At 58.3% G+C, this 23978-nt stretch carries 26 protein-coding genes and 1 pseudogene; 15 read left to right on the top strand and 12 right to left on the bottom strand.

Going from position 1 to position 23978, the window contains the following annotated elements; all coding sequences use genetic code 11:
* A pseudogene (locus NCT03_RS30770) lies at positions 1-366 on the top strand (ISNCY family transposase); the annotation flags it as partial.
* Positions 367-642: 276 nt separating this feature from the next.
* On the opposite strand, the gene NCT03_RS30765 reads toward NCT03_RS30770, so the two are convergent.
* Together NCT03_RS30765 and NCT03_RS34250 are read right to left on the bottom strand one after the other, a co-directional pair.
* Positions 643-1077: a pyridoxamine 5'-phosphate oxidase family protein gene (locus tag NCT03_RS30765; protein WP_250495206.1), complete on the bottom strand. Its 435-nt coding sequence runs from the start codon at positions 1075-1077 to the stop codon at positions 643-645.
* 535 nt (positions 1078-1612) lie between these two features.
* Complete coding sequence (locus NCT03_RS34250) at positions 1613-1714, bottom strand: DUF2934 domain-containing protein (RefSeq protein ID WP_350030193.1); 102 nt, start codon at positions 1712-1714, stop codon at positions 1613-1615.
* 163 nt (positions 1715-1877) lie between these two features.
* Between NCT03_RS34250 and NCT03_RS34245 the strand changes: the two genes are divergently transcribed.
* The 4 genes from NCT03_RS34245 (at position 1878) to NCT03_RS30750 (ending at position 4159) form a co-directional block, all read left to right on the top strand.
* A complete protein-coding gene (locus tag NCT03_RS34245; protein ID WP_350030192.1) occupies positions 1878-2252 on the top strand; it encodes a nucleoside 2-deoxyribosyltransferase in 375 nt (124 codons plus the stop codon).
* A gap of 115 nt (positions 2253-2367) precedes the next feature.
* Entirely contained in the window at positions 2368-3300 is a 933-nt protein-coding gene (locus NCT03_RS30760) for a tyrosine-type recombinase/integrase (RefSeq protein WP_250495205.1), read from the top strand.
* A gap of 157 nt (positions 3301-3457) precedes the next feature.
* On the top strand, positions 3458-3730 hold the full coding sequence (locus tag NCT03_RS30755; RefSeq protein WP_250495204.1) for a TMEM175 family protein: 273 nt from the start codon (positions 3458-3460) through the stop codon (positions 3728-3730).
* A 225-nt stretch (positions 3731-3955) separates the two neighbouring features.
* Positions 3956-4159, top strand: coding sequence for a hypothetical protein (locus NCT03_RS30750; RefSeq protein ID WP_250495203.1), 204 nt, complete (start codon positions 3956-3958; stop codon positions 4157-4159).
* Between the two features lie 186 nt (positions 4160-4345).
* Here the strand turns inward: NCT03_RS30750 and NCT03_RS30745 are convergent, their stop codons facing one another.
* Positions 4346-4582 (bottom strand): hypothetical protein, encoded by a 237-nt coding sequence (locus NCT03_RS30745; RefSeq protein ID WP_250495202.1) that lies wholly within the window; start codon positions 4580-4582, stop codon positions 4346-4348.
* Positions 4583-5307: 725 nt separating this feature from the next.
* Here NCT03_RS30745 and NCT03_RS30740 point away from each other — a divergent pair.
* The 4 genes from NCT03_RS30740 (at position 5308) to ligD (ending at position 7480) form a co-directional block, all read left to right on the top strand.
* Positions 5308-5547: a DUF3717 domain-containing protein gene (locus NCT03_RS30740; protein ID WP_250495201.1), complete on the top strand. Its 240-nt coding sequence runs from the start codon at positions 5308-5310 to the stop codon at positions 5545-5547.
* A 241-nt stretch (positions 5548-5788) separates the two neighbouring features.
* Positions 5789-6052 carry a hypothetical protein gene (locus NCT03_RS30735; RefSeq protein WP_250495200.1) on the top strand — a complete coding sequence of 88 codons (264 nt, stop codon included), beginning with the start codon at positions 5789-5791 and terminating at the stop codon, positions 6050-6052.
* Between the two features lie 928 nt (positions 6053-6980).
* Positions 6981-7325: an ATP dependent DNA ligase gene (locus tag NCT03_RS30730; protein WP_350030194.1), complete on the top strand. Its 345-nt coding sequence runs from the start codon at positions 6981-6983 to the stop codon at positions 7323-7325.
* Positions 7256-7480 carry a non-homologous end-joining DNA ligase LigD gene (ligD, locus tag NCT03_RS30725; protein ID WP_250495209.1) on the top strand — a complete coding sequence of 75 codons (225 nt, stop codon included), beginning with the start codon at positions 7256-7258 and terminating at the stop codon, positions 7478-7480. The genes NCT03_RS30730 and ligD overlap by 70 nt, the downstream gene beginning before the upstream one ends.
* Here ligD and NCT03_RS30720 read toward each other — a convergent pair.
* From NCT03_RS30720 to NCT03_RS30705, 4 genes are all read right to left on the bottom strand, one after another.
* Positions 7477-7722: a YjzC family protein gene (locus NCT03_RS30720; RefSeq protein WP_250495207.1), complete on the bottom strand. Its 246-nt coding sequence runs from the start codon at positions 7720-7722 to the stop codon at positions 7477-7479. The genes ligD and NCT03_RS30720 overlap by 4 nt on opposite strands.
* Before the next feature lie 148 nt (positions 7723-7870).
* On the bottom strand, positions 7871-8209 hold the full coding sequence (locus tag NCT03_RS30715) for a hypothetical protein (RefSeq protein WP_250495199.1): 339 nt from the start codon (positions 8207-8209) through the stop codon (positions 7871-7873).
* A gap of 277 nt (positions 8210-8486) precedes the next feature.
* A complete protein-coding gene (locus NCT03_RS30710) occupies positions 8487-9446 on the bottom strand; it encodes an SOS response-associated peptidase family protein (RefSeq protein WP_250495198.1) in 960 nt (319 codons plus the stop codon).
* Between the two features lie 49 nt (positions 9447-9495).
* Entirely contained in the window at positions 9496-9852 is a 357-nt protein-coding gene (locus NCT03_RS30705) for a hypothetical protein (protein ID WP_250495197.1), read from the bottom strand.
* Between the two features lie 470 nt (positions 9853-10322).
* Here NCT03_RS30705 and imuA point away from each other — a divergent pair, with 470 nt between their 5' ends.
* Genes imuA through NCT03_RS30690 form a run of 3 tightly spaced genes read left to right on the top strand, consistent with a single transcriptional unit; the run spans position 10323 to position 15587 of the window.
* Positions 10323-11036, top strand: coding sequence for a translesion DNA synthesis-associated protein ImuA (gene imuA, locus NCT03_RS30700; protein WP_250495196.1), 714 nt, complete (start codon positions 10323-10325; stop codon positions 11034-11036).
* The gene (locus NCT03_RS30695; protein WP_250495195.1) at positions 10960-12423 is read left to right on the top strand and encodes a Y-family DNA polymerase; all 1464 of its coding nucleotides are present in this window, start codon (positions 10960-10962) and stop codon (positions 12421-12423) included. Before imuA ends, NCT03_RS30695 begins: the two co-directional genes overlap by 77 nt.
* Positions 12424-12437: 14 nt before the next feature.
* Positions 12438-15587: an error-prone DNA polymerase gene (locus NCT03_RS30690; RefSeq protein ID WP_250495194.1), complete on the top strand. Its 3150-nt coding sequence runs from the start codon at positions 12438-12440 to the stop codon at positions 15585-15587.
* Between the two features lie 29 nt (positions 15588-15616).
* On the opposite strand, the gene NCT03_RS30685 is transcribed toward NCT03_RS30690, so the two are convergent.
* Positions 15617-16108, bottom strand: a complete 492-nt coding sequence (locus NCT03_RS30685) for a DUF2934 domain-containing protein (RefSeq protein ID WP_250495193.1) — start codon at positions 16106-16108, stop codon at positions 15617-15619.
* 457 nt (positions 16109-16565) lie between these two features.
* Positions 16566-18002, bottom strand: coding sequence for an IS1182 family transposase (locus NCT03_RS30680; RefSeq protein ID WP_250495192.1), 1437 nt, complete (start codon positions 18000-18002; stop codon positions 16566-16568).
* A 358-nt stretch (positions 18003-18360) separates the two neighbouring features.
* Here NCT03_RS30680 and NCT03_RS30675 point away from each other — a divergent pair, with 358 nt between their 5' ends.
* On the top strand, positions 18361-18840 hold the full coding sequence (locus tag NCT03_RS30675) for a hypothetical protein (protein WP_250495191.1): 480 nt from the start codon (positions 18361-18363) through the stop codon (positions 18838-18840).
* A complete protein-coding gene (locus NCT03_RS30670; protein WP_250495190.1) occupies positions 18801-19970 on the top strand; it encodes an AAA family ATPase in 1170 nt (389 codons plus the stop codon). The genes NCT03_RS30675 and NCT03_RS30670 overlap by 40 nt, the downstream gene beginning before the upstream one ends.
* Before the next feature lie 265 nt (positions 19971-20235).
* Here the strand turns inward: NCT03_RS30670 and NCT03_RS30665 are convergent, their stop codons facing one another.
* The 3 genes from NCT03_RS30665 to NCT03_RS30655 form a co-directional block, all read right to left on the bottom strand.
* Positions 20236-20565, bottom strand: a complete 330-nt coding sequence (locus tag NCT03_RS30665) for a hypothetical protein (RefSeq protein WP_250495189.1) — start codon at positions 20563-20565, stop codon at positions 20236-20238.
* A gap of 72 nt (positions 20566-20637) precedes the next feature.
* Positions 20638-22608, bottom strand: coding sequence for a site-specific integrase (locus NCT03_RS30660; protein ID WP_250495188.1), 1971 nt, complete (start codon positions 22606-22608; stop codon positions 20638-20640).
* On the bottom strand, positions 22601-23107 hold the full coding sequence (locus NCT03_RS30655; RefSeq protein WP_250495187.1) for a hypothetical protein: 507 nt from the start codon (positions 23105-23107) through the stop codon (positions 22601-22603). The genes NCT03_RS30660 and NCT03_RS30655 overlap by 8 nt, the downstream gene beginning before the upstream one ends.
* A 399-nt stretch (positions 23108-23506) precedes the next feature.
* On the opposite strand from NCT03_RS30655, the gene NCT03_RS30650 reads away from it, so the two are divergent.
* Entirely contained in the window at positions 23507-23899 is a 393-nt protein-coding gene (locus NCT03_RS30650; protein ID WP_250495186.1) for a response regulator, read from the top strand.
* The last annotated feature ends 79 nt before the right edge of the window (positions 23900-23978 follow it).

Below are 23978 nucleotides of genomic sequence, written 5' to 3'. Positions count from 1 at the left end.
GAGGTGCAGGCGGGCGGCGAGGTGCTTTGCTGCGGCAAGTACGACCGTATTGCGCGGATTGATCAGGGCGCTGAAGTCGAGAACAAGCGCTTAGCGCATGCACTCGAGGCCGCACGACCGCTGCAAGCCAAACGAGACGATCGTCGTGCATGTGATGCACCTTCACGCACGCATCGCGGTGAACAGGTTCGGGCCAAAAAGGCGCATGAAGGACTGAAGAAGCAACGCGCACTAAGCATCGCCGACATGAACGAAGCGATTCTCGAAGTCAGTGCAAAAACGATGAGGGAACGGGGGGCGGCTACGCCGCCCCAACCCCACAACCCGAACAGAAACTTCGCTTCGAAACCCGACATCTCTACTTAGCGGAGACCCCGACATTTGAACTTAGCGGCAACATGATTAGGAATCCTCATAATATCGCCGAATCCCAATCTAACTCTGCGTTAACGGTCGGACAAAGACAGTGAGATGCAAGAAGCCGCAAGCTGCCTATTGCGGTCATTACGGCGCTCCTGAACAACTTGGTCACAATAGCCGAAAAGAAGTTTGCGTTATAAAATGTGTGTTGACGCGTTAGAGCTTTAAACTTCTTATGCAAATCCTACGCCCCAATCCCGATGAAAGCAGTGATGCCGCAAGTTACAGCAAGATCTCGCCGTTCTCCTCGCCCAGCCAATAGTGAACGCGCTCCGCGCTCACCTTGATGAGCACAATACCCGGCGTGGCAAAGCCTTCCGAAAACCACTTCGCTATGTCGGCGTTCCAGTGCTCCTTCATCGCGAGCTTCTCGCGGATCAATTCGGCGCTGCCTTCCACGGCCACAAACAGCGGTGGCTTCCCGTCCTTACCCGGCGTACCCGTGAACGCCAGCGCAACCTTCGCGTCCGCCCTGATTTCCTGCACCATGTGCGTTTCCTCGGACGTGAAGTAGTAGCTATCGCCGTCGAAGCGGACATCTCGATTGTTGCTCATCGGTCGGACGGCGATGTTGCCGTTCAGCGCGCGCGTGGAAAGCATCGCGAAGTCGATATCTGCCATTTTCTCCGCGACTTGTTCCAAATTCAATGCGGTCATAACTCATGCTCCTGCTATTGGTTTCACGGGGTTACGCGCTGGATAGCGCAACCGGCATGCCACCTGTTGCGTCTCTGCACCGCGCACTTCCTAGCAACCGTTATTTTTCATTGACGCACTTGCCTTAATTGCATGAATATGTCTCACGGAAGCGGCACGTTGATCGACGCCAGGCGCCACCTGTTGGGACCGATGCCACAGCGTAGCCTCTAGGTCTATTACGCCTAACGGCCAGCCCAGCTCAACTGACCATCCGGCCGTCGAATTTAAATGCGGGCCGCCCTTACCTGGTGGACTTCGTTCTAGATGTTTTCACTGGTTTAACGTCGCCCATCGTTTTCTCCAGGCTGAGCGTTTGAACATTTCGTATGTCTCCTGATGCCACGTCAGTGAGAGAGGTCTCCTGATGCCACGTCAGTGAGAGAGCCACTGTCTGCAATAGTTGGTGAGCGTTGCTGATTGGCTTCAGCCGACGCTGACACCGAAGCGGAAATGTTTTTGGATAGCTGAGCCTCTTCGTCAAGAAGATCGATGGCTAGTACCAATAATACTCGTCGCGGCCTTGCTGACGTCCCTCTGCTTCCCCCAAGTGGTAAGCGCGTGCACGGACCGCTTGTTCCGTTAGCAGGTCTTGCATCGTCTGAGTTCCGTTTGTGTTGCCGCAAGGATAACGGCATCATCCCATCGAGCGTGCCGCGACTCAGCCGCTTATCTCCCTTGCCTGTTTTGCCGTCCTTCGACGTGACACAAAGGCGCATGGCGAGCACCTGAAGCAGCTCTGCCGCGATCGCGGCTTCGTTGTGCTCTATCCGCTCGACGGCGAGGTTCCCTTCTCGCTCCCGGCGCAGAATGCAGCCCGCCATATTTTATATGGCGAACGTCCAGTTGAGCGGTTCGGCCGATATTGTCATGGCGAACCTCGATCATTTTCGGGGCGCGGGCGAGCCGGACAGCAGCACTGCCTCGAAGTCGGCCTTGCGGTGGCGCTAGGGAAGCCCGTTTGGGGATATCGATCCAACGAATCGACGCTGGCTCAGCGCGTTGAGGCGGCGGCTACCGAAAGCGATGGCGCTCACTGCGCGGGCGGCTCCCTCATCGAAGACTTCGGCCTGAGCGTCAATCTAATGCTCGCGTGCTCTGCACGGGTTGTCGTCGGTGGACCGACGGCTGCCTGATGCAATCGATAGAGAAGTCGCCAGGAGTGCCCCCGGTCCTTGGAAGCTGGGGGTTGGCGAAGCGTTAGCTTCGCGGTAGGGTTGGGGTTTAGCGAACTTCAGTATATCGACATCTATGTCTGACGATCTTTGGCTTATCGCACCGGAAGACGCTTATGCGCAGTGGCAACGGGAGGAAGCTACCGGCGCCGATCGCCGCGCGTTCGCCGACCAGTCGATCGTCCAGCACCGGTCAATGTTTTCGCGGTTCAACGATTTTCTGATTGCTCACCGTGCGACTGTGGCCAGCTACGGGGCAGACCACCTCGACGGCTTCTTCACCGTCCTTGTACAGGATTGCGCGCCCGGCACGACCACCCGCCTGCGCTATCTCAAGCTGATCGACCGGTTCACGCGGCACCTCGTCAACATCGAATTGCGTGCGGACAATCCGGCCGCGCTGATGCTCATCAATGAGAGCTGGCCAGATGACGAACCGACGCCGATCTATCTCTCGCTAGAAGACGATTTGCGCCTACAGGCCGTCTGCGTCGACACGCAAGGCGCTGCGTTCAGAGAACTGCGGAACATGGCAATCGTTGCGCTCTTTCTCGCCTCGGGTTTGACGGCGGCCGAGTTGAGGCAACTGAGGTCCGATGATCTTGATGTCGCCTACGATCGCCCTACTGTCTTCGTCGACAAGCACGGACCTCGCATCGCGCGACGGGTGCCCATCGATCCTTTTGCCGCAAACGTTCTGCGCGCCTACTATGAAGCGCGTCGAAGCATCCAGTGCGTGACGCAATGGTTGTTCATCGCCACCGCGGCAGGAAAACCAATGCAGCCGGACACGATGCTCAAATGCGTGCGTGTCGCTCTTAAGCGGGCCGGCTTGACTGCGGCCGACGAGAGCCCGCGCTTGCTCCGGAACACTTACGGTCGCCGGCACGTCGCAGCAGGCAGGACCAACGAACAGGTGAGCAACCTCATGGGCCTATCCAGCCACCGCACCGCCACTCGCCTTCGTCAAACTCTTGATCCTAATGAGATGCCGGAAGCACAGGCTTAGAAGCCTTTTGATCGGCTTCGGCCAGAAGCGCTCATTCTTAGTCGGTCGCACTTACGCAACTTTTCTCGGTCAGCAAGTAAGCCTGCGAATACGACATAGATTGTGCGTGCTGTGCTCCGAGCAGAGCGGCCCCGGCGTATGCGAAGGGACTCAGACGATGCTACGCAAACGACCTGCCGACGCGGAAACGCATGGGGCCGAGCGCGGACTTGACCGCTTCGGGGGATTCAGCGACGCGGTTTTCGCGATCGCACTGACCCTGCTAATTGTCGAGATCAAGGTGCCCGGATCTCCAGAGGACACGCATGGCTACAGCGACCTCGCAAGCGCCATGGCGGAGCAGTGGCGCGAATTCCATTCCGTGGCCCGAAAGAACTATCGCTACCGAATAATTCCGGGGCAGCTTGCGGCGAGGGCGCGGCAAGGATAGAAAGGAGTAGCTATTTTCTAGCTTCGAATGCTCCTCTTCTTTTACCAATTCGAAAAGGACCGCGGGAGCCGTCGATACGCCCGATGCGGACACCGCCGTGTTCCGTCTCGCGCAGCCTTCACCGTAGCGAGTTGGTACTAGTTTTCTCGGCCTCGCTCAGCTCCTCTCTGGGGTTATACCGCGGCTTGGGGTGGCAGCAAAAAGAAGGCGACGCACAGCAGTGCAATGGCTACCCCGATCCGAGACGCCGCGATCGCGACGAGTGCTGCAGCGATATGGACTAGCGTCGCGACGCCGAAGCGGCAGCCTCTCAAAAGCAGCGCGCTCGCGAGCGCCGGTTTGCTCGATCTTCCCTTTGCCGCCCGCGCCGCCAGTCCGACCGTGCTCGTCGCCAATACGCTGCCCGAACCGTCGCATCGTTTGCCGTGACTGGCGAGATTGCGACGCGGACAATCGGCCAGCTCGCGGCCCAAATCGGTCATGGCGAATCCGGACCCGGCCGCGCGATGAGCCTTGCCATTTGATAGCGGCCTCGCCGCTCGTATCGCGTGCAAGCAACTTGCATGCGATCTGTGCGCTCCGCAACCTCGCTTAACGGAACAGCCCCTGCCCTTTTCATTCGAACCGGTAGCCGTGCGAGGCAAATACCGAAAACATGTTCGACGCCTCCAAGGACGCAGGCCGCGTGTGCATCATCGACACGTCCTCGGCCAGCATCTCGAGCATTCGACTCACGTCGATCGCGCCATGAGTTATACTCCCGTGGCGCCCCACATTCCGCTCGCTTGCAGTAGACGCCACCATCACCAATCCGTCGTAGACCTTTTTGGTCAGCTCTAGCTCGATTTTCATGTTCGCCTCAGTAGTTCTGTCCAGCCACGGCTTCACCCCTGCGATCGCCCGCTCGTTCGCGGCGGCCTTCGTATTGGCATAACCGATGTCCGTGAATTTGGAAATGTGGTCGTCGTCCTCGTTTTCCCAAGGGCCGCGCTGGCACTCGGCCCATGAGTGCCAGAGGAAATTCTTTTGCTCAGAAAATGAGCGAATTGTCCATTCTCAATATTCGGCCGTCTCTACAAGTTGCTCGGTCTAGGCATCTCTACAACGTTATTCACTTTATTGTGGATAAGCAACTTCGGTGTGGGTAGTAGACCGGTAGCGGCGTTTAGCGCCGTTTATTCTCGCGCATGTTTCGTCAATCCAATCTTCCGGTTTCTGTTAGCTTCCCGATTTCGCACGTGGTCGCTGCTATAGCGGGCACTTCGGAGTCGACGCCGAAACGTTGGAGCGCGCGCTCGAACCCACGAACGTGGCCGTGCTCAGCTCCGCGAGGGACGCAGAACTGGCTTCGTTCCTTAACGACCATCCCGGAAATGTGAGCCAGCGCCGAAGCAATGAGCGAGAAGCACGGAAACGCGCAGTTGCGTTGGCTGAGGAGTTGGAAGGCGAAGTAAAGCACTAGCACCCTGCCGCCCAACGCTCAGGGCCAATGTGACTATCCTCATCGACGATCGCGGCCCGCGAGCGGCGACGAAGAGTATCATCCGCGTTTGATCGAGCAACGGCAGCTAGCAGGGATGAGCGAGTACACGCTTACTGATATTGAGAACGCCATCAACTGCTGGCGATCGCGGCAGGCGGCGACAGATGACTTCGCTGTCTGCCCCAGAGCGAGAGTACTGGCGGATGTGTACGGAACGATGATCTATCATCAACGAGCGCGCGTCGAAGCGAGAAACTTGACGGCGGAACAGAACGAGGCGATAGGTCATGCGCTCGCCCAGAAGGAACTTTTTGATCCCAACGAGAGGGGATAAACGTGTCGAACGTCGCTAGCGCCCTGATATGGGTCGACGCCGTGGCCGGCGGGGGCCGCGTCGAGATATATTCGCGAGAGGTATCGAAGGCGGATGCGCTGCGCATGTTTGCATCAGCCAGCAGCGACACGCGAGCGTTCGAAGAAGACCTCACCGAATGGGTGGCAACGGAGATAATCGGCGACGTTTTGTACGCCGGCTATTTCTGCCCTACGAGGGAACGACTAGACGAGGAAAGCAAGTGTCGTTCGCGCTTGTGCATGCTTGCGACGCCATTAGCAAACATTTCGGCATTGATGCTGGAGTCCTCGAGCGCGCATTGCGGCCCGAGAATCTGGCTGAGTTGGCTGCAGCACGGGACGCAGAGATCGCATCTCTGATCCATGATCTTCCCGAACTTATGAAGGACGCCGAAGCCGTGCGAGAAAAGCATGCGTCGGTGCGAGCGGCCCTTGCCGAAGAACTGGCGACGTCAATCACGGCTGGCAAGTTTACCTCGCACTGAACCTCCAAGACGCCAAATGATGCGCCATCACCAAGCATTCGAAAGCGGTGCAAGATCTTCACAGCCTCATGCATTCTCGACGCAAGTGCACGGATCGCCAAGAATAGGAAAGCGCTGACAATAACTGCGATGTTTCGCTCGGTCCCCATGTTTCAATGCAGGCTAGACCGGCGTAGATGACCTAGACGTGGGAAGCGCACGCCCGACCATCTTCGCCGATAAGCATGGGGCCCGAATCGCGCGTCGGGTGCTGATCGAGATGTTCGCCGTCGAGGTGCTGCGCGCATATCTTGACGCGCGCCGCTTTGCATGAAGCCAACCTTTCCGCACCGGACGAGAGCCCGCGCCGCTGCGGAACACGTTTGGTCGACGCTTTCTCATCGCGGGAAAACTAATGAAGGGGTCAGTGTCCCGATGGGTTTGTCCAGCCATCGAACGACGACGCGGTTACGTCAGACCCTCGACGGAACTCTGATCGAAGGCTTGCAACGGTGACGTTGGACTTTGCAGCGTGCCAAGCAACAAGGCAGCTTGCCAGGCGACGGTTCGAACTCGCGAATGAGCGCACCAAACAAAGCGGCGCTGAAAAAAGAAAAACCCGCTCGGTTGGGAGCGGGTTGAATCCATATCAGGAGACATGGAGGAGACGAGGTTAGTATAAACCCGTATCGCAGCTTTGCAAGGGGCCGTCGGCACGAACAACTTTGGACGCAGTCGAGAGCCCGCTCATCCGCTTATCCAATGACTTCGCCGACGACCCTGCATCGCTCGTTGCGTCCGCGGGCAAGGCAACTCGAGGGCATCATCGGCAAGCGCGGCGATGCGCCCTACCGCTCTGGCCGATCACCGGACTGGATCGAACTCAAGTGCAAGTCTCGCCAGGGATTTGTGATTGGCGGGTTTTCACGCGTCAGGGGCGCGAAATCAGGTGTACGTTCGTTGCTTCTCGGCGTGTACGAAGAGACGGATCGCTGTGCCATGCAGGCAATGTAGCGCCTCCCTTCACGCCGTCACACGCGGCTGCCTTCGCCAAGCGTGCGAATCACTTCGGCAGAAGAAATCGGCGTTCTACACTACACTGGTGCCAGAGCGCGATCGCGACTTTCACTGGTTGGCGCCCGACATCGTTGCCGAAGTCTCGTTTCTGGAGTGGACGCCCTCCGGCCAGATCCGGCTCGTCGCAAAGGACGCAGTTCGAGCACCGTGGCAGCGTTCTCAGTCCGCGCCCGTCCGGGTCTGGCCGTGTCGAGGCCCATCGCATGGGATGAACTGAAGGAAGTATCGAGCGGCGATCAGTGGACCATGCTGGAGGCCGTCAAGAGGCAACACTCTCTGGACCACGACCCGTGGGACGGCTACTGGCGCACGCGGCAAGGCATACGCTGCAATGCGCCGGGCCGTCGACATGAAGTAGTCGTGAAGGCTTAAGTCCGCGATTGCGAAACCGATTCTGTACCCGATCCCGTACCCTTGAGTGCCTCATGCTGATGAGCGTGGGTCGCGCCATACTTCAATTCGAAATGTGCGCCCTTGCCGCTTCGCGTCGGCGGAAAGTGTTCACCTTTTACACAGGTGACCTCGAACGTGTCCTTTCCATCATCGTGAACGACCGAGTAGATACCCGACACCTTCACGATCTGTCCAGGTTTATAAGCTGTATCGCCCGCCATCATGTCCTCCTGGTTGACGTGGATGATGACCGAGTAAAGCAACCGCTGTGCCCCGCGTTCGTACGGCGCGCGCACCGCGCGACGTACGTCATCGACCTTGAAGTTCGTCAGATTGCATTCCCTGTCAATGTTTCTAGCTTGTTTGAGGCTAGCCGATCACTTCAGTTTCGGGTTCATCGGGTCCATTGCGGTCATCGGGTTCACCTTTACGAGGCGGTGGTTTGAGTCCCGCAAGTACACGCTGTCGCAGGGCCTGCTCGTTCAGCAGCAAGCGAATCTTTTCAAGGGCGACCAGTTGCCCCAAATTTTCTTCAACCCACACCTTGTGCAGACAGTCGAAGTAACCGCCGATCTGCTGCATGGCTTCCCGCGCCTGCGCGATCTCGAGCAACATGCGCTCGACGTCCGCGTTGCCGCGATACTTGCGCCAGAACGTTCGGCCTTCTCTGATGCCGACAGGCTCGAAGCGAGGGAGCTTGCGAGCCATCTAGAGCGGCGACCTGGAGCACTTCAGGTCCGCTGTGCAAGCATCGCCCGCGTGCAATTCGCAAATCACGCCTTCAGTGTGAGCGATGCTCGCGACTGCAAACTGCAAAGCCAGCAAGCGCTTCGATCGCGTTCTTCGGTGTTTCTCTAGTTTGTCCACGCGTCCTCCCAGGATGTCTATCGCTACATGCTAGTCAGGACCGGGACGATCAGCGTCTTGTCGAATAAATCGCTGCGTATTAGCGGCGTCGGCTTGGAGCTGCGCAGCGCACGCCCGCCTAAGCAGCGAGCCGGTGTTCGTAATAGGGCCGGTCGCGATCGTCGAGGATCGCATAGAGCGCGGCCAAATTGGAGGCGTCTGGATTCAACCATGCCTCGACGTTGTCGGGCTTGATTGGGACGATACAGCGGTCGTGGCCAGCGGCCTGCACTTCCGGCGGCGGTTCGTCTGTGATGGCCGCGAAGGAGAGCAGGTCCGGCTCCCCCGGTGCGCTCCATTTCGACCACAGGCAAGCGACATACATCAGCTGCCCGTTGTTCGGGCGAAACTCGAGGACCACATTTTCGTCCCGTTGATGAGTCTCCAGCAGCGTCCCTTCCATCTTTGCCTTGCTGACGTTCTCGTAGAAAACATCAACCAGCATGAGTCCATGCGTGTGACCGAAGCACGGCTTCCAGAATCCTTCGAGATTGTCGCGCCGTGCATTGTAAGTGCCGGGGTACTTCACGTCGTAGTTGGCCGGTTTGCCTGCGATTCGGCACTGGTAGCGCATCGGCTTGATGACGTACTCGCCGTTCTCGATCACTAGGACCGGTGCGAACGTGCCCGGGAAAATCCGTGCGTCGCGCGGCCTAAACTCGGTTCGGTTCAGGTCCTCCAGGCGTCGCAACGAGGCTTCGATCTTGTCAGTCGCGATCCGCTTGCTTTTGGTAGCGGCTTTAGTGATTTTCGTTTGCAGCATGCGTTCAGCATCTGCAAGACGCGTGCGCTGCCTGAAAAGCTCCTGCTCGATCTTTGAGGTCTGCTCGACATTGAACCGATCGATGAATTCTTTGATCTGGCGTTCGTCGTCGCTTTGTGATTCGCGAAATGCGTCCTCCATCGCCTTCGGAATCTTGGCCTTGCTGCCTTCGGCGCGCTCCCAGAACAAGCGCGCAAATTCACGAATGTCCATCTGCGCGTCGAACATCTTGACGTATTTCCGGTAGTCCGCCTGAATTTGGGCCGAGTAGCACACTGTTGTCTCCCTGGGTATTGACCTTAAGTCCGATCGTGAAAAGGGGTCGCTAGCTCGCCGTGCCGGTGGCGTCACGGCACAGCCGCATCATCTTCTGCACCACCGTGCTTGCGTGATTCAGGCCCATGTCATCTGTGAACAGTGTCTGCACGTCCGACTGGCGCACGGCAATGCCCGCCCCCTTCAGATCGCGCCGCGCGATCTGAAGGGCCAGTTGGCCTATGCGGATGCGCGCGAGCCAGTCCATCGTGACGAGATTGCGCTTAAGCCAGATGCGGCAGCTCTCCACCACGTGATCGACGCGCCATTCACGCGTCAAAGCGTAAGACGCGGCTACGGTCGCCACCAGAAAGCAGAGCAAATCTGCACGTGCGCCAGTCAGTTCGTCGATATCAGGTTTCATCATGTTGATCCTGCTTTTCCTCCGTATTTCACCATGGTACCGATCGGCCGACTTCGGTTGTAGATGCGGACGCGCTGCGGGCTTTCAACGGCGGGCTACCGTAGTAGGCTGCAGCGCGATCCCGTGCCAATGCATGAGCCGTCGCCCCTCGGCAGTAATGGCGATCGCGCACGCTGCCGTCGACTTCCCAGCGATTGAAATCATCAAGAGGTTTCGTTCGAACCACACACCCTCTCTCCTGCGCAAAAACGTCGGCTGGCCGCTTTTTACGCGCGAAACGCTTCGTCCATGGTCACGGCGTCGAATGCGCGACGTAGCCTGGTCACGCTTCGGCGATCTCCGAGATGGAGTGTCTGGGCTAAGCTTATTGATCAGCTTTTTTCGGTTCCAGCTAAAAGGCGCAATTCACTGCTTCATTTTCTGCGCTAAGATACCACTGTACATTCATACAGTGTTTTTGAACTTCCTTTGCCATGACCGCTCTGCCCAAGCACATTGAAGCGATCCATCCTGCGATCTGGCGTGGGTCGCAACTCGCGCGGGCCTACGGCAAGACGATCGACACCGGCTACGCGGCCCTGTCGGCGGAATTACCCGGCGGGGGCTGGCCCATTGGCTCCTTAGTCGAGTTGCTCATCCAGCAGCCGGGAATCGGTGAAATGCGCTTGCTTAATCCCGCGCTGATTGCCGCGAGCCAACGACCGGTCGCGCTGCTGCAAGCCCCGCATGTGCCGAACAGCCTCGCCTTTGCCTACTTGGGTGTGCCGCTGAACAAGCTCACGATGCTGCGCGCGCCAAAGACTGCGGATGCGCTCTGGTGCGCCGAGCGCGTACTGAACGCACGAAGTTGTGGCGCCCTGCTCTTCTGGCAGCAGCACATTCGATCTGAGGCGTTGCGGCGATTGCATCTGGCGGCACAAGCAACCGAAACGCTCCTGATTCTGGTTCGACCGCTCGCCGCCGCCCAGGATTCGTCACCCGCGACGTTACGACTGGGGGTGCGGCCCGCCGACGGCGGCATCTTTGTCGACATCATCAAGCGACGAGGACCCACCCGAACCGAGTCACTCTCCATCCACCTTCAACCGTCTCCGATCCTGCTCAGCCCCCATGGCCGTATTCGTCGCCATCTTCCTACCCCGGCTCTCGCTGGAGGTATTCCGTCCGAGGTGGTCGCCTCCGACTGAACCCGGATGTGTGGTGCTGGAACGCGACAAGGTCATTGTGCTGGACCAGGCAGCACAAGACGCGGGGGTGAGAGTGGGGATGAAACGAGGAGGTGTCACGACACTCGCGGCCGATGCGCTGATGGTTGACCGCGACCCGACGCGTGAACACGATGTACAGCGTGAAGTCGCCTTTGCCTTGCTTCGCTTCTCGCCGCAGGTCGCCATGCGCGAGGAAGAAACCCTCATTGTCGATGTCACCGCCAGTCTTCGGCTTTTCGGCGGCATTCGACAGGTGTGCCGGCAGATCAACGAGACGGTCAGGACGATCGGCGTCACCGCCCGCATGAGCGTGGCGCCGACCGGCCAGGGCGCGTGGCTGCTCGCCAAGCGCGGGCGCAGACGCGTACTCAAGATGAGTTCGCTCGAACGCCACCTTGGCGTGCTGCCTTTCGTGGTGGTGCCGGAGATTCGGTCGTTCAGCGACTGGTTCAATGGTCTCGGTTGCCGAGTGCTCGACGATATTCGACGCCTGCCGCGTGCAGGGCTTAAAAAGAGGTGTGGCGTGGACTTATTGGAGTCGCTTGACCGCGCCTATGGCCTGTCGCCTGAACTCTACGAGTGGCTTGAGTTGCCACCCGCTTTCAGCGCGCGCACCGAACTGCCCGATCGGGTCGAGCATGCCGAGGCCGTTCTCTTTTCCGCGCGACGTCTGATCGTCCAACTGTGCGGCTGGCTGAGCGCACAGCAACTCGCGCTCACGCAGGCCACGATCACGCTGGAACACGAGCGCGGTCGCCAGGCCATTGAGCCCACGCAGATCGACATTGCGCTTGCCGAACCCACCTGGCACGAGGAACACCTGGTCCGCCTGCTTAGAGAGCGACTTGGACGGATCGAGCTCGAAGCGGCCGTCATCGCCGTGCGGCTGACGGCATCCCGAGTCCAGCCGGCCGAGCCGCCGAGCGATTCGCTGTTTCCCCACCCGGGCGGTTCGACGGAAGATCACAACCGGCTGCTCGAATTGCTGGTGGCGCGCTTGGGGCCTGAGAATGTCTTGCGGCCTGCGCCCACCTCAGACCACCGGCCTGAACACGCCAATCAGTGGATACCGGTCCAGCACACCGTCCAAGTGTGTCCGCCCCCGGCCGAACTTCCGCGCCCCACCTGGCTACTCAACGAGCCGGTGCGGCTCATGATCAAAAACCACCGACCGTTCTACGGCTCGCCGCTCAAACTCGTTTCCGCTGGCGAGCGCATTGAAGCGGGCTGGCACGACGGCGAACTCGTGACGCGCGACTACTACGTCGCGGAAGCCACCGACAAGAGCTGTTACTGGATCTACCGCGAGCGACCGAGCATGAAGACTGAGGAAGTCCGCTGGTTTCTTCACGGACTGTTCGGATAGCCGGTGTTGACGCCGTGAATCTGTTTTCGTCGACCCTACCCGACTACGCGGAGCTATTCGCGTTCACGAACTTTTCGTTTCTGCACGGCGCATCGCACGGCGAAGAGTTGGTGTTGCGCGCGTCGCAACTGGGATACGCAGGCCTTGCGATTACCGACGAGTGTTCGCTCGCCGGCGTGGTGCGCGCGCATGTGCAGGCAAAGGAAGACAAGCTGCCTCTCGTCATCGGCTCGTATTTTCGGCTCGTGCATGCCGACAAAAGCCCCGCGTTCGGCCTCATTCTCCTCGCGCAGAATCGCAACGGCTACGGCAACCTGTCCGAGCTGATCACGCTCGGCCGCATGCGGGCGGCAAAGGGAAATTATCTGCTCACGCCGCACGATCTCTCCAAACCTGAAAAAGAACACGCTCATTTGCGTGGCATGCCAGACTGCCTGGCTATCCTCGTGCCGGATTTTCCGGCGAAGGAAGAAGCGCTCTCGGCACAAGTCGAGTGGCTCAACAATACCTTTCCGGCCCGCGCGTGGGTCGGGTTGATCTTGCACCAGCGTGCGATGGATGACATCCATCGTGGCAGCGTCGAGTACGTCGCCGACCGACATCGCGTCCCAGTTGTCGCGTTAGGTAATGTCGTGATGCATGTGCGCTCGCGCAAGCCCTTGCAAGACACGATGACCGCAATCCGTATCGGCAAGCCCGTGGCCGAATGCGGCTACGATCTCGCACCGAACGCGGAGCAGCACCTGCGTTCACGGCTACGTCTGTCGAATCTGTATCCGGCTCACGCGCTCGCCCAAACGCTCAACATCCTTGAGCGTTGCACATTCTCGCTGGATGAGTTGCGCTACGAGTATCCGGATGAACTGGTGCCGGAAGGATTCACGCATGAGGCGTATCTGCGACAGGAAACCTACATTGGCGCGCACAAGCGCTTTCCGGCCGGCATTCCGCATGAGGTTCAGCAACAAATCGAACATGAACTGCAGCTCGTTCGCGAGATGCGCTACGAGGCGTACTTTCTCACGGTCTACGACATCGTGCGATTTGCGCGTATTCAGCACATCCTGTGTCAGGGGCGTGGCTCGGCGGCCAACAGCGCCGTATGCTATTGCCTTGGCGTGACGGAAGTCGATCCGTCTCGCGGCAACATGCTCTTCGAGCGATTCATTAGTAAGGAACGCGGCGAGCCACCGGATATCGATGTCGACTTCGAGCATCAGCGACGGGAAGAAGTCATCCAATACATCTATCGGAAGTATGGGCGAGATCGGGCGGCAATCGCGGCGGCCGTTTCAACCTACCGACCGCGTGGCGCACTGCGCGAGACCGGCAAGGCGCTGGGCGTTGACCCGCAAATCGTCGACAAGGTCGCTAAGAGCCACCAGTGGTTCGATCATTCGCAGGATCTTTTGCGTCGCTTCGAGGAATCCGGCCTTGATCCAGAAAATCCGCTGATCCGGATGTGGGCGACGCTCGCGGCACAGATCCTGAACTTTCCACGGCACCTTTCTCAGCACTCGGGAGGTTTTGTCATCAGCCGCGGCAAACTCACGCGCCTTGTGCCTGTCGAGAACGCCGCGATGGCCGATCGCAGCGCAATTCAATGGGATAAGGACTATCTCGAGGCACTCGGGCTGCTCAAGATCGATGTGCTGGCGCTTGGCATGTTGTCGGCGATCCGTCGCACGCTCGACATTGTCTCCGAGCAGCGTGGTGAGCGGTTCGAAATGCAGGACATCCCGCCCGAGGATCCGGCCACATACGAGATGATCTCGCAGGCCGACACAGTCGGCGTGTTTCAAATCGAATCTCGCGCGCAGATGAGCATGCTGCCGCGCATGCAACCGCGTACGTTCTACGATCTGGTGATCGAAGTGGCGATCGTGCGCCCTGGTCCAATTCAGGGCGGCGCCGTGCACCCATATCTGCGGCGGCGTCAGAAGCTCGAGCCGGTGACCTATCCGAGTGAAGCACTGGAGACGGCACTGGGTCGAACGTTGGGTGTGCCGATCTTCCAGGAGCAGGTCATGCAAGTCGCGATCCTGGCTGCCGGCTTCACACCGGGCGAAGCCGACCAGCTACGTCGTGCGATGGCTGCGTGGAAGCGCAAAGGCGGTCTGGAGCAATACTACGATCGCATCGTCAACGGCATGAAGGAACGAGGCTACGACCTCGCCTTCGCCGAGCGCATCTTCGAGCAGATCAAAGGGTTCGGTGAGTACGGCTTTCCGGAGAGTCACGCGGCGAGTTTTGCGTTGCTCGTGTATGCGAGCAGTTGGCTCAAATGCCATGAGCCGGCGGCCTTCCTCGCCGCTATGCTCAACTCGCAACCGATGGGCTTTTATTCGCCATCGCAACTCGTACAGGACGCACGGCGCCACGGCGTCGATATAGTGCCCATCGATGTCACGATCAGCGGCTGGGATTCGGTGCTGGAGCCACGCCCAGGTCGCCGGAAGCCTGTTGTGCGCCTGGGGCTATCGTTGCTTAAGGGCATGCGTGATGGGGCGGCGGAGCGCATCGAGAACGCGCGAGCGGTGAGCCCTTTCGGGAGCGTGAGCGACCTGGCGCGACGAGCCCAGCTGGATCGTCATGATCTTCAGGTACTGGCCGCCGCGAACGCGCTTCAGTCGTTAGCGGGCAATCGGCGCGAGGCACTGTGGCAATCGGTTGCAGCCGTACCCGATCGTGACATCCTCGCCGACGGCCGGATTGATGACGAGACGCCAGCGTTGGGTGCGCCATCTGAAGCTGAAGATATCGTGAGCGACTACAACGCCTCCGGCTTGACGCTCGGTCGCCACCCCCTTTCGCTACTTCGACCTATGCTGCTTGAGCAACGGCTGATGCCGGCTTCGACCTTGCGAGCCTATCGAAACGGGCGTCTGGCGCGTGGCTGCGGCCTCGTAACTGTCCGGCAAAGACCGGGGACGGCTAAGGGCGTAATGTTCGTCACCCTCGAGGACGAAACGGGGAACGTCAATGTGATCATCTGGCCGTCATTGCAGGAAAAGCAACGAAGGGAAGCGCTCGGAGCGTCCTTGCTCGCCGTGTACGGGACCTGGCAGTGCGAGGGAGAAGTTCGACACCTGGTTGCCCATCGACTGGTGGACTTGTCCCACTTGCTTGGGGGACTCACGTCCGTCAGCCGCAACTTCTGCTGACTGATGCAGGGCTTCCGAACAGGCCACCGCTATGATCTTGCATCCGATGAAGCTTTCTTGGGTTTGGAAGATCGCTTAGGTTTTGCGTCCGACTCATTTGCGATCTTCGACGCCTTCGTGACCACTTCTTTTGCGGGCTTGGCTGGCGGCTCTTCGTGTTTTGTGCCTTTCTTTACTTTCGCGCCAGTGGCTGATGCGGGAGTTTCCGTCGTCCGGACTGGCTCCGCGTCCGCATGTGCACGGCCACCTTGCAAGTCGTGATCGGGCTGCGCGGCCGCCCTTCCCTTCGATGTGCTCGCACCTTTCTTCGCTTGCAAGACCCGCTTCGTATCGGCCGCATCACCGAGAACGTCCGGTAAAGTGGGGGACGAAGCGACACGACTCTCGTTCTGCAACTGAGCAATCGCTTCGTCCCAATAGAGATCATCATGTCCGTGCTGCCGACCGTCTGCCTCCCAAAGATAATAGGCACGCAGGCGGATTGCGTCTTCTCGCAACGGGTTGATCGACTTGAGTTGCATCTTCACTCCGAGACAAGGCAACGATTGACCTTAACAGGTCGTCGCATCTTGCTCAACAAACCTTTTTTAAGCCGAGAAGCGAGCTCCCCACTGAATCTCCGACAGACGTTGAGAATAACCGCTCTTACTGCAATAGCTGCTCACCGTGTGGAAACCGCTGACTTACAAGTCGTGTCTCCGGCTTGGATTCGGGATGTAACAGCTATGAACATTACGGTCTATATGCTTCAGGCCAATGTCGAGGCCCTAGGAGCTCTTGTGAGCGCACTAGAGTTGAGTGATGACTAGGTCGACTAGTCGACCATGACAGTCGCTTCGCGACCGAGGTTGTGCGAAAACAAGAGAAGCACCTTGGCAAGCACACGGATGTACCCGGTCAATCGACGGACGATCGAATAAGTGCGGTCACAAAAGAACATTCGCCTCGCTTCCGATCAAGGCGACCCGCCGCTTGTTCTTATGTTCTTATCGCTTCGATCAGCGACGACGTATCCAAGATACTGATTGCTCGCTTCACGTTGTACGCCAAGATATGAAGGCTCATCTCGGTTCGCACCCGAGGAAGCGTTTTCGTCAAGAAGTGCGCCGAGCCCATCCAGAACTTGAGTGTTCCGAACAGGTGCTCGACCGTCTGTCGTCGTAGTCTTGCAGCCTGTGGACTCTTATCGAGGCGACGCTGCATGTCCTCAAGTACCTCCTCATGTTCCCATCTCGCTATCCTTCGATATGGACTCGGAGTGCATTGCGGCTTGAGCTTGCAACTTGGACATGCTGACGGCCAGTATTTGTGAATCATCAATCCCGCCTCGACCGTCTTGAAGCGCCAAATAGCTCTTTCGCCTGCCGGGCAGCGGTACTCGTCGTCAGCCCCAATGTAAACAAAATCCCGTTTGTCGAACCGACCGTCTGCCTTGCTGTTCGATGTCAGCGGTTTGGGGACGAGTGTCCTGATTCCTTGCTTCTCGCAGCGAAGAATTTCATCGCTCTTGTAGTAGCCGCGATCGGCAAGCACCGTCAACTTCTTTTTCCTGATAGCGTCCCGCGCCATTTCTGCCATTCTCGCCAACTGCGTTCGGTCATGTCCAACGTTGACGACATCATGTGCAACGATCATGTGACTCTTGAGGTCTACAGCGGTCTGTACGTTGTAGCCGACCATTCCCGTCCCGCGCCCACTGGTTGCCATTGAGCGAGCGTCCGGATCCGTTAGCGAGATTTGGCCATCGGGCGCTGCGCGCATTAGCGCCTCAATTTCGCCGAGCTTCTGCACTTGCGCTTTGAGACTTTGGATCTTCTCTTTCAAATGAGGGATCCGTTCATCCGGCAGGCTCGCCGGCTCTCGATCGGCCCGGTCCAGTTGATCCATATAGCGAGCAACGCTTTGTTCGAGTTGCTCCATGCGAGCCTGAAGTTTGCGGTCAGTGAAATTCTTGTCACGGTTGTTGACCGCCTTAAATTTGCTGCCGTCGATAGCAACGGTAGCGTCTGCGAATAGCTTTAACCGACGGCAAAGCAACACGAACTCGCGGCACACTTTGCGGATCGCAACGCCGTTGTCCTTACGAAAGTCAGCGATGGTCTTGAAGTCAGGCACCAGTCGGCCCGTCAGCCAGATCAATTCTAGATTCCTTCGTGCTTCCCGCTCGAGGCGGCGACTTGATTGAATTCGATTCAAGTACCCGTAGATGTAAAGCTTGAGCAAGGTCGATGGATGATAGGCTGGCCTGCCCACCAAAGAGGGTGCGGCTCGCTCAAACCCAAGGCCTACTAGATCGAGCTCATCAACAAAGACGTCTACCACTCGTACTGCGTTATCAGCATCGACGTAGTCGTCGAGACACTCGGGTAGCAGTGCGACTTGATCTCGCGCCGCGCTTTCAATAAATCGCTTCATGGGCCACCATCGAAAGACGTGTTGACTAACTATAGGCAATCAACACGTTTTCACACAACCTCGACCCATTCCGGCCGGTCAGGTCGCGACGACATCGAAATGCGCTTTTTGGGGTCAAGCAGCCACTCAATTGGCAACCTGATGAATCTGGCGAACGGCAGCTCGTGGTGCGTAGTACGGCGGATACTTATGACCGGTCTGGCTCGTGTACGGGTCGGCGTACCTCGCGCCGAGTAGTTGCTGTACCTTTCTCATGTTCGGTTCAGTAAAACGACCAAACCCGGCCCGTTGGATCGTACAGACGCACCGGCATGCATTAATATCCGGGGTCGACTGTCCGAATAGATACGGAGCGCGCATGCCGTTCAGCTTTCAAATTCCGACGCCCAACGGGGAAATGACGATTAGCGTCGAGCCGGGTTCGTCGGTCGTCTTTGTCGGTGCTAACGGAGGGGGCAAAACTAGGCTCTCCGTGCATATTGAAAACACATTCAATCTCGATGCCCATCGCATCTCGGCACACCGCGCCCTTACTTTGAACCCTTCAGTTCCCAAAATAAGTGAGCGCGACGCGATTCGGGGCTTGAGGACGGGACTCAACCACGAGTCAACGAGCGTTCATAACCGGGCCGGTAATCGTTGGCAAAGCAAGCAAGCTGTGAGCTTGCTCAACGATTTTGACTTTGTTGTGCAAGCGATGTTTGCAGAACAAGCGAATACATCCTTAGCAACTCACAAAAACGTGCGCGCCGGGACTAACCAGCCACCTAATTCAACTTGTTCGAGCGCCTTGCCGACATGTGGCAACGGTTATTGCCGCATCGCGTGCTTCACATAAGCGGCGACGATATACAAGTCTCGCAGCCGAATACGGATGTTCGCTACAGCGCGTCCGAGGTGAGCGACGGCGAACGTGCCATTTTCTATCTAATTTGCCAAACACTGGTGGCTGCTCCCCATTCTCTTCTCGTAATCGACGAGCCCGAGTTGCATGTACATCGATCGGTCTTATCGAAGCTTTGGGATGAACTTGAAGGGGCACGTCAAGACTGTGCGTTCGTGTTTATTACGCACGATCTCGAATTTGCCGCGGCGCGCATTGCTCAAAAATACGTGATTCGCGACTACGATCCAGCGCCGCGCTGGAACCTAGACGTCGTGCCCGATGACACGGGGTTTAGTGAGCAGACTGCGACACTTATCTTAGGCAGTCGGCGACCGATCCTTTTTGTCGAGGGAGACACAGGTAGTCTTGATGTCGCGATCTACCGAACCTGTTATCCCGACTGGACCGTATTGCCCAGAGGATCGTGCGAGGAAGTAATCCACTCGGTCGTCACCATGCGACGTAACCAGCATCTCACGCGCGTTCATTGTTCAGGCATCGTCGATGCGGACGACTACCAAGCTGATGATCTTGAGTATCTGCGCAATCTTGGCGTCGCAGCGCTGCCCGTATCGGAAATTGAAAATATTATCTTGCTACCGCTGGTTAGCCAAGCCATAGCGGAGAGCGACGGCTATACGGGCGAAGAACTGGTTGAGCGTTTAGATAGCTTGAAGGAAGCTGTCTTTCAAAGCTTGAATACAGCGGCGGCGGTCGACCGCGTCGTCACCAGATACTGCCGCCGCCGCATCGACCGCTTGTTGAAAAAAGTCGACTTGAGTGCGGCGGGCAATGTTGCGCAAATTACCGCGGAATTCATCGGCCAGACCGCGGCGCTCGACATCCAAGACATTGCCCAACGCGCGACGAATCGGATAAGCGAAGCGTTGCGCGATCGTGACCTCCCTACATTGCTCGCAAATTACGATAACAAGGCATTGATGTCGTTGGCTGCCACCCATTTAAAACGGACAAGGTTGGCTGACTTTGAAAGCTGGCTTGTCAGGGTGCTACGAAACAATAGCGTGCCCACTCTGACTGATGCGATACGGCAAAGTCTTCCCGTCGTTAAGCCTCAGTAACAGTTAGCGTCTCAGCCATTTTTTCGGCGTGCCTGGCAGAAAGATCCGTTTTTGGGCGAAGCGGACGTTCCAACGTCCGCGTTGAATTTCAGGCGAACGACTGTAGATGGCCGATATCCGACCCAACGCCGAGCTAGCGGTCCCATCTCGCGGCAAACATTCGGAGGCAACCGGACGCCAACCTCGAATCCCTTTAGTTTTGCGCGAATGGTTCAACCGTCATTGCGTGCTTTTTCCAGCGTTGGAAGTTGGCTGACAGAAAGAATCAGCGTGAAAACCGGCCCGTCGCGATCTTCCAAGCCTTTACGTCATCGTCGTCGATCCAGCTCGCGGCAAGTTCGCAAGCCGCGCGTACAGCCGCACCAACTACGTTGCCATCGTTGATCCTTACTTTGATGCTTTGATGGCCGTCTTCGGCTGCAACTTCCATGTTGCTCGGACGGGAGAACGAAATGCCCGTTTCCACGAGCATTTTTATCAGGTCGTTATGAGAGTTCAAAGGATCGAACCGTTCGAGGTTAACGGGTACCACACGGTCCGCATCCGAGAACGCGGCGAGTCCCGCACGGAGGTTGATTTCTTGGTCATTCATCATGCATTCCTATGTTGACGTCAACGCGCCGCGACGATTCAAGGTCTACTTAGAACGTAAAGGACGCCCGGATACTCATGGCACATCCTTTCGCGCATCGACACCCGCGTAGTAGCGAGCGACTTCCTCAACCACGCGCTGTCGTTCGGCTTGGACATAGATTGTCGTGGTCTGGAGCGACGCGTGGCCGACAACATCGACAGGTAACTCATCCGCCACCGACTGCGTTCCGAAGGTATGCCGGAACGCGTGTGCATTCACGCGGCCTAGTTGGACACGCTCATCAAGACTCAACGTATCCATCGTTTCGACCAGGCACTTCATCATTCGACCGATTAGCCTGTTAAGCCCGTCCGCCGTGTAGCCTGCCTCATTAGCGGGCGATGATTTGTTCGTTGGGGGATGGGGATTACTGGTTCCCGCATGTCGATGACGTCGGCGTGACGCATCCGTCCATGGAATCACAACGGGTGCCAGTAGCGGCCCGTACGGAATTGTCGCCGGTGCCCCGTTGGTTTGAGTGCCGTCGAACATCCTGCCGCGATCTTGCCAATGCGCGCGCAGGGCAGCAAACGTCGCGGCGCTGACGGGAACGGTGCGTTCGCGCTGTCCTCCGCCAACGATCGTGAGTTCCCACACGGGCCGCATAAGCGTCCCATACGCTGAAGGTCTGAGGCATTCGCGACGCGCCGAGGCGACCTCTTCGCGCCGCAAACCCGAATCGCCCATCAATAGGATTGCCGCGCGCACGGCACGCCATTGGCCAATTGCCCCGAATTCGCGCGGCTGTGCTGCGAGCGGGTCATCGCATCGCACATCGAGCTCGTCGCGCAAGCGTCGCCACAGTTCAATCGGTAACGCCCGATCGATCTTCATGCCATTCAGGCGACGCACCACCGGCGGATCATTCACTGCCGTCCATGGATTGCCGCCGAGGTAGCGCACATCCACCAGCCACGCGAAAGCACTGCGCAGCAACCGAATCGCGTAGCGCTGGGATTCGGGCGGCAGAACGGCCGACCCGTTTGCGACCGAGGCGAAGGATCGCCAGCGCGGCGAGTGGCGCGCAAAACGCTCTCCCACGAACCGCGGATCGGGGCTTTTTAGGAAGTCCTTGTAGGCTTCGCAGTCGTCCACGCGCAGATCGCTCAACGCCTTACCGCGCAGCACCACCGCCCACAGTAAAAAGCGCTCGAGTTCTTTGGTGTAGGCGCGCAACGTTTTGGGCTGATCGCGATAGCGATTCAGATAGGCGCGCACCGCATCTAAATCGTGACTCGCCTGGATATAGCAGAAGGCGGTCGAGCGGTTTTCGCCATCGGCGCCGCAGAGCGCGTGCGGCACGGCCAACCGTTCGAGCGGCGCGAGTGTGAGGCGGCTCGCGGTCTGTTTCTTCTCTCGGTCCAAAGAGCGCGCCGGCGCCACCTCAATGAGTTCAGCCGCCACCAACGGAACGCCAAGCTGCTCGGCCGAATCGACATCGGTCTCGATGGTCAGTTGCAGCGCCGCCTGCTGACGCCGCAGCCAACTGACGATCGCGCGAGCGCGACCCGGACCGATGCGCGGGATCGACCGCCACCAGCTGCCGCCGCGTCGATTGCAAAAGGCGACCAGTTCGCCCAGCGTGGTAATGCCCTCGCCTTTCAAACGTCGGGCGATGCGCGGCCGCAACCACGCCCCAATGGCGTGATCCGCATGTGGAGGCAGCGCCGCCAGTTGCGCTGCCTCCGTGACCATCCGGAAGGTCACCGCCGTGAGCTTGGCGTGCCCGTGTTGACGAACGGACGCGCGCAGATGCTCGGCCAGCGCGGTCGAACCGTGTGCAAGCGCGAGCGTCACCAGCGTATCGTGCATGGTGTTGAGATGCCGCTCCATCGCGCCAGGGGTCACAGCATGCGGATCGTCGTCGGGATCGTAGTAAGTCCGGGCGATGACAGCCGGCGCGATACGCTGGACGTACGCACGCAGCGCGGTGAAGTCCTTGGCGGTATAGCCCCGCTCAAAAGTGAGCTTTTCCGGGGCGCGCGGCTTCGAAGCATCAAGCATCGCGCTCTGCCTCATCGTCGCCCTTGCCCTCGCTCGCGCTAGGCGCGCGCGGTAAATCGCGAAACATCGGCGGCACGAGCGCCGGCAGGCCAAGTCGCGTCAAGGTCGTATGGGCTTGCCGCATGAACACGTCGGGCCACGTCCCGCAGAGTATCTCGAATGCCAGGCGCGCCTTGCACAATTGCCCCGCAAGCCATAGGTCTTCAAACTGTTCGCCCCACAGCGCCCGTTGTACAAGCGTGATGCCACCGCATTCCGCAATAAAATCCAGCACCGGCAAAAACCGTTGGTCTTCCACAATCGCGTTACCGTAGCTTTGCGCCAGTGCGGTCAGCACCGCAAGCTCGATCCCGCTTGGCCGAATGGGTAGAGGCGGTGTGGCGGCCAAATCCGAAAGCGACGCACTTGCGGCACGACGCCAGAGCGTCACGCTGTTATCGAGCTGAAGGACCGCGCGGGCGATCTCTTGGTCAGAAAAGCCGCTGTTGCCTTGTGCCACGGGGCGCTACCACCTCAGGTAAACAGGAAAAGCCCAATTCTACCCCTGAAACATTATCCCGATAATATCCGATTATCAGGCTAGATAATTCGATCGTTACAATCTATTCGGCTCACTGAAAGTCACGATAACGGTAGGATCGCGCAGAACCCACAGAACACGAGGCCGATCAACCGTGTCTCGAGCGACGCGATTTTTTAATGTACGGCATGCAATGAAAAACTCCCAAGGCGGCGCCTGGATCGCACTACTTGCTCACGGCACGACGACTTGCAATGCTTCTTCGTAATCAGCCGTATAACGCCACTAGCTGTCGAAGCAGATCGTCACATTTCTGGGCCATTTGGTACAGGGCTTGCTCGAACCCCTATCGAGTCCAACCACGAAGTCGGCCTTGCTATGTCACAACTCACATCCTCACGTACCCGGCCGGTCACGGTATTACTTATTGACGACGATCCAGACATCGTGCAAATCCGGGAACTCGTGCTTTCGTTTGAAGGGATGGTAGTCACCACTGCTCAAAACGGCAGTGATGGGTTAGCGAAAGCCCTGCAAGGAGGAGCCGACGTCATTGTCTGCGACTACATGATGCCCGGCATGGACGGACTAGCAGTATGCCGTGCGTTGCGGTCCGACGAACGAACCCATGGCCTGCCGATGATTCTTTGCTCAGCCGCAAGGGGCATTCAAGCCGAAGGCTTAGCCAACGTTGTTTTAGAAAAACCCCTTTCAGTTGAAACGTTAGTCGAGCATATCCGATCGCTTTCGCGCCGTCGGTCGAGTCATTAAGATTTCATTGAGGTTCGACGCGCTGCAGAAAACAACGCGCGCTCGAGCATATGTGTGTGTCTAATGGCCGCCATTAATC

This window comes from Caballeronia sp. GAWG1-1 (assembly GCF_023631465.1).
In the GTDB taxonomy this organism is placed as follows: domain Bacteria; phylum Pseudomonadota; class Gammaproteobacteria; order Burkholderiales; family Burkholderiaceae; genus Caballeronia.
Note: the sequence above shows the minus strand (reverse complement) of the source record. Positions and strands in the feature narration are given on the sequence as shown.

Bases quoted from the DNA above. Each gene is read 5' to 3' on its own strand.
- NCT03_RS30765 (WP_250495206.1), bottom strand. From the start codon at position 1,077: ATGACCGCATTGAATTTGGAACAAGTCGCGGAGAAAATGGCAGATATC.
- NCT03_RS34250 (WP_350030193.1), bottom strand. From the start codon at position 1,714: ATGCAAGACCTGCTAACGGAACAAGCGGTCCGTGCACGCGCTTACCAC.
- NCT03_RS30760 (WP_250495205.1), top strand. From the start codon at position 2,368: ATGTCTGACGATCTTTGGCTTATCGCACCGGAAGACGCTTATGCGCAG.
- NCT03_RS30755 (WP_250495204.1), top strand. From the start codon at position 3,458: ATGCTACGCAAACGACCTGCCGACGCGGAAACGCATGGGGCCGAGCGC.
- NCT03_RS30750 (WP_250495203.1), top strand. From the start codon at position 3,956: ATGGCTACCCCGATCCGAGACGCCGCGATCGCGACGAGTGCTGCAGCG.
- NCT03_RS30745 (WP_250495202.1), bottom strand. From the start codon at position 4,582: ATGAAAATCGAGCTAGAGCTGACCAAAAAGGTCTACGACGGATTGGTG.
- NCT03_RS30740 (WP_250495201.1), top strand. From the start codon at position 5,308: ATGAGCGAGTACACGCTTACTGATATTGAGAACGCCATCAACTGCTGG.
- NCT03_RS30720 (WP_250495207.1), bottom strand. From the start codon at position 7,722: ATGGCGGGCGATACAGCTTATAAACCTGGACAGATCGTGAAGGTGTCG.
- NCT03_RS30715 (WP_250495199.1), bottom strand. From the start codon at position 8,209: ATGGCTCGCAAGCTCCCTCGCTTCGAGCCTGTCGGCATCAGAGAAGGC.
- NCT03_RS30705 (WP_250495197.1), bottom strand. From the start codon at position 9,852: ATGATGAAACCTGATATCGACGAACTGACTGGCGCACGTGCAGATTTG.
- imuA (WP_250495196.1), top strand. From the start codon at position 10,323: ATGACCGCTCTGCCCAAGCACATTGAAGCGATCCATCCTGCGATCTGG.
- NCT03_RS30695 (WP_250495195.1), top strand. From the start codon at position 10,960: ATGGCCGTATTCGTCGCCATCTTCCTACCCCGGCTCTCGCTGGAGGTA.
- NCT03_RS30685 (WP_250495193.1), bottom strand. From the start codon at position 16,108: ATGCAACTCAAGTCGATCAACCCGTTGCGAGAAGACGCAATCCGCCTG.
- NCT03_RS30680 (WP_250495192.1), bottom strand. From the start codon at position 18,002: ATGAAGCGATTTATTGAAAGCGCGGCGCGAGATCAAGTCGCACTGCTA.
- NCT03_RS30675 (WP_250495191.1), top strand. From the start codon at position 18,361: ATGCCGTTCAGCTTTCAAATTCCGACGCCCAACGGGGAAATGACGATT.
- NCT03_RS30670 (WP_250495190.1), top strand. From the start codon at position 18,801: ATGTGGCAACGGTTATTGCCGCATCGCGTGCTTCACATAAGCGGCGAC.
- NCT03_RS30665 (WP_250495189.1), bottom strand. From the start codon at position 20,565: ATGATGAATGACCAAGAAATCAACCTCCGTGCGGGACTCGCCGCGTTC.
- NCT03_RS30660 (WP_250495188.1), bottom strand. From the start codon at position 22,608: ATGCTTGATGCTTCGAAGCCGCGCGCCCCGGAAAAGCTCACTTTTGAG.
- NCT03_RS30650 (WP_250495186.1), top strand. From the start codon at position 23,507: ATGTCACAACTCACATCCTCACGTACCCGGCCGGTCACGGTATTACTT.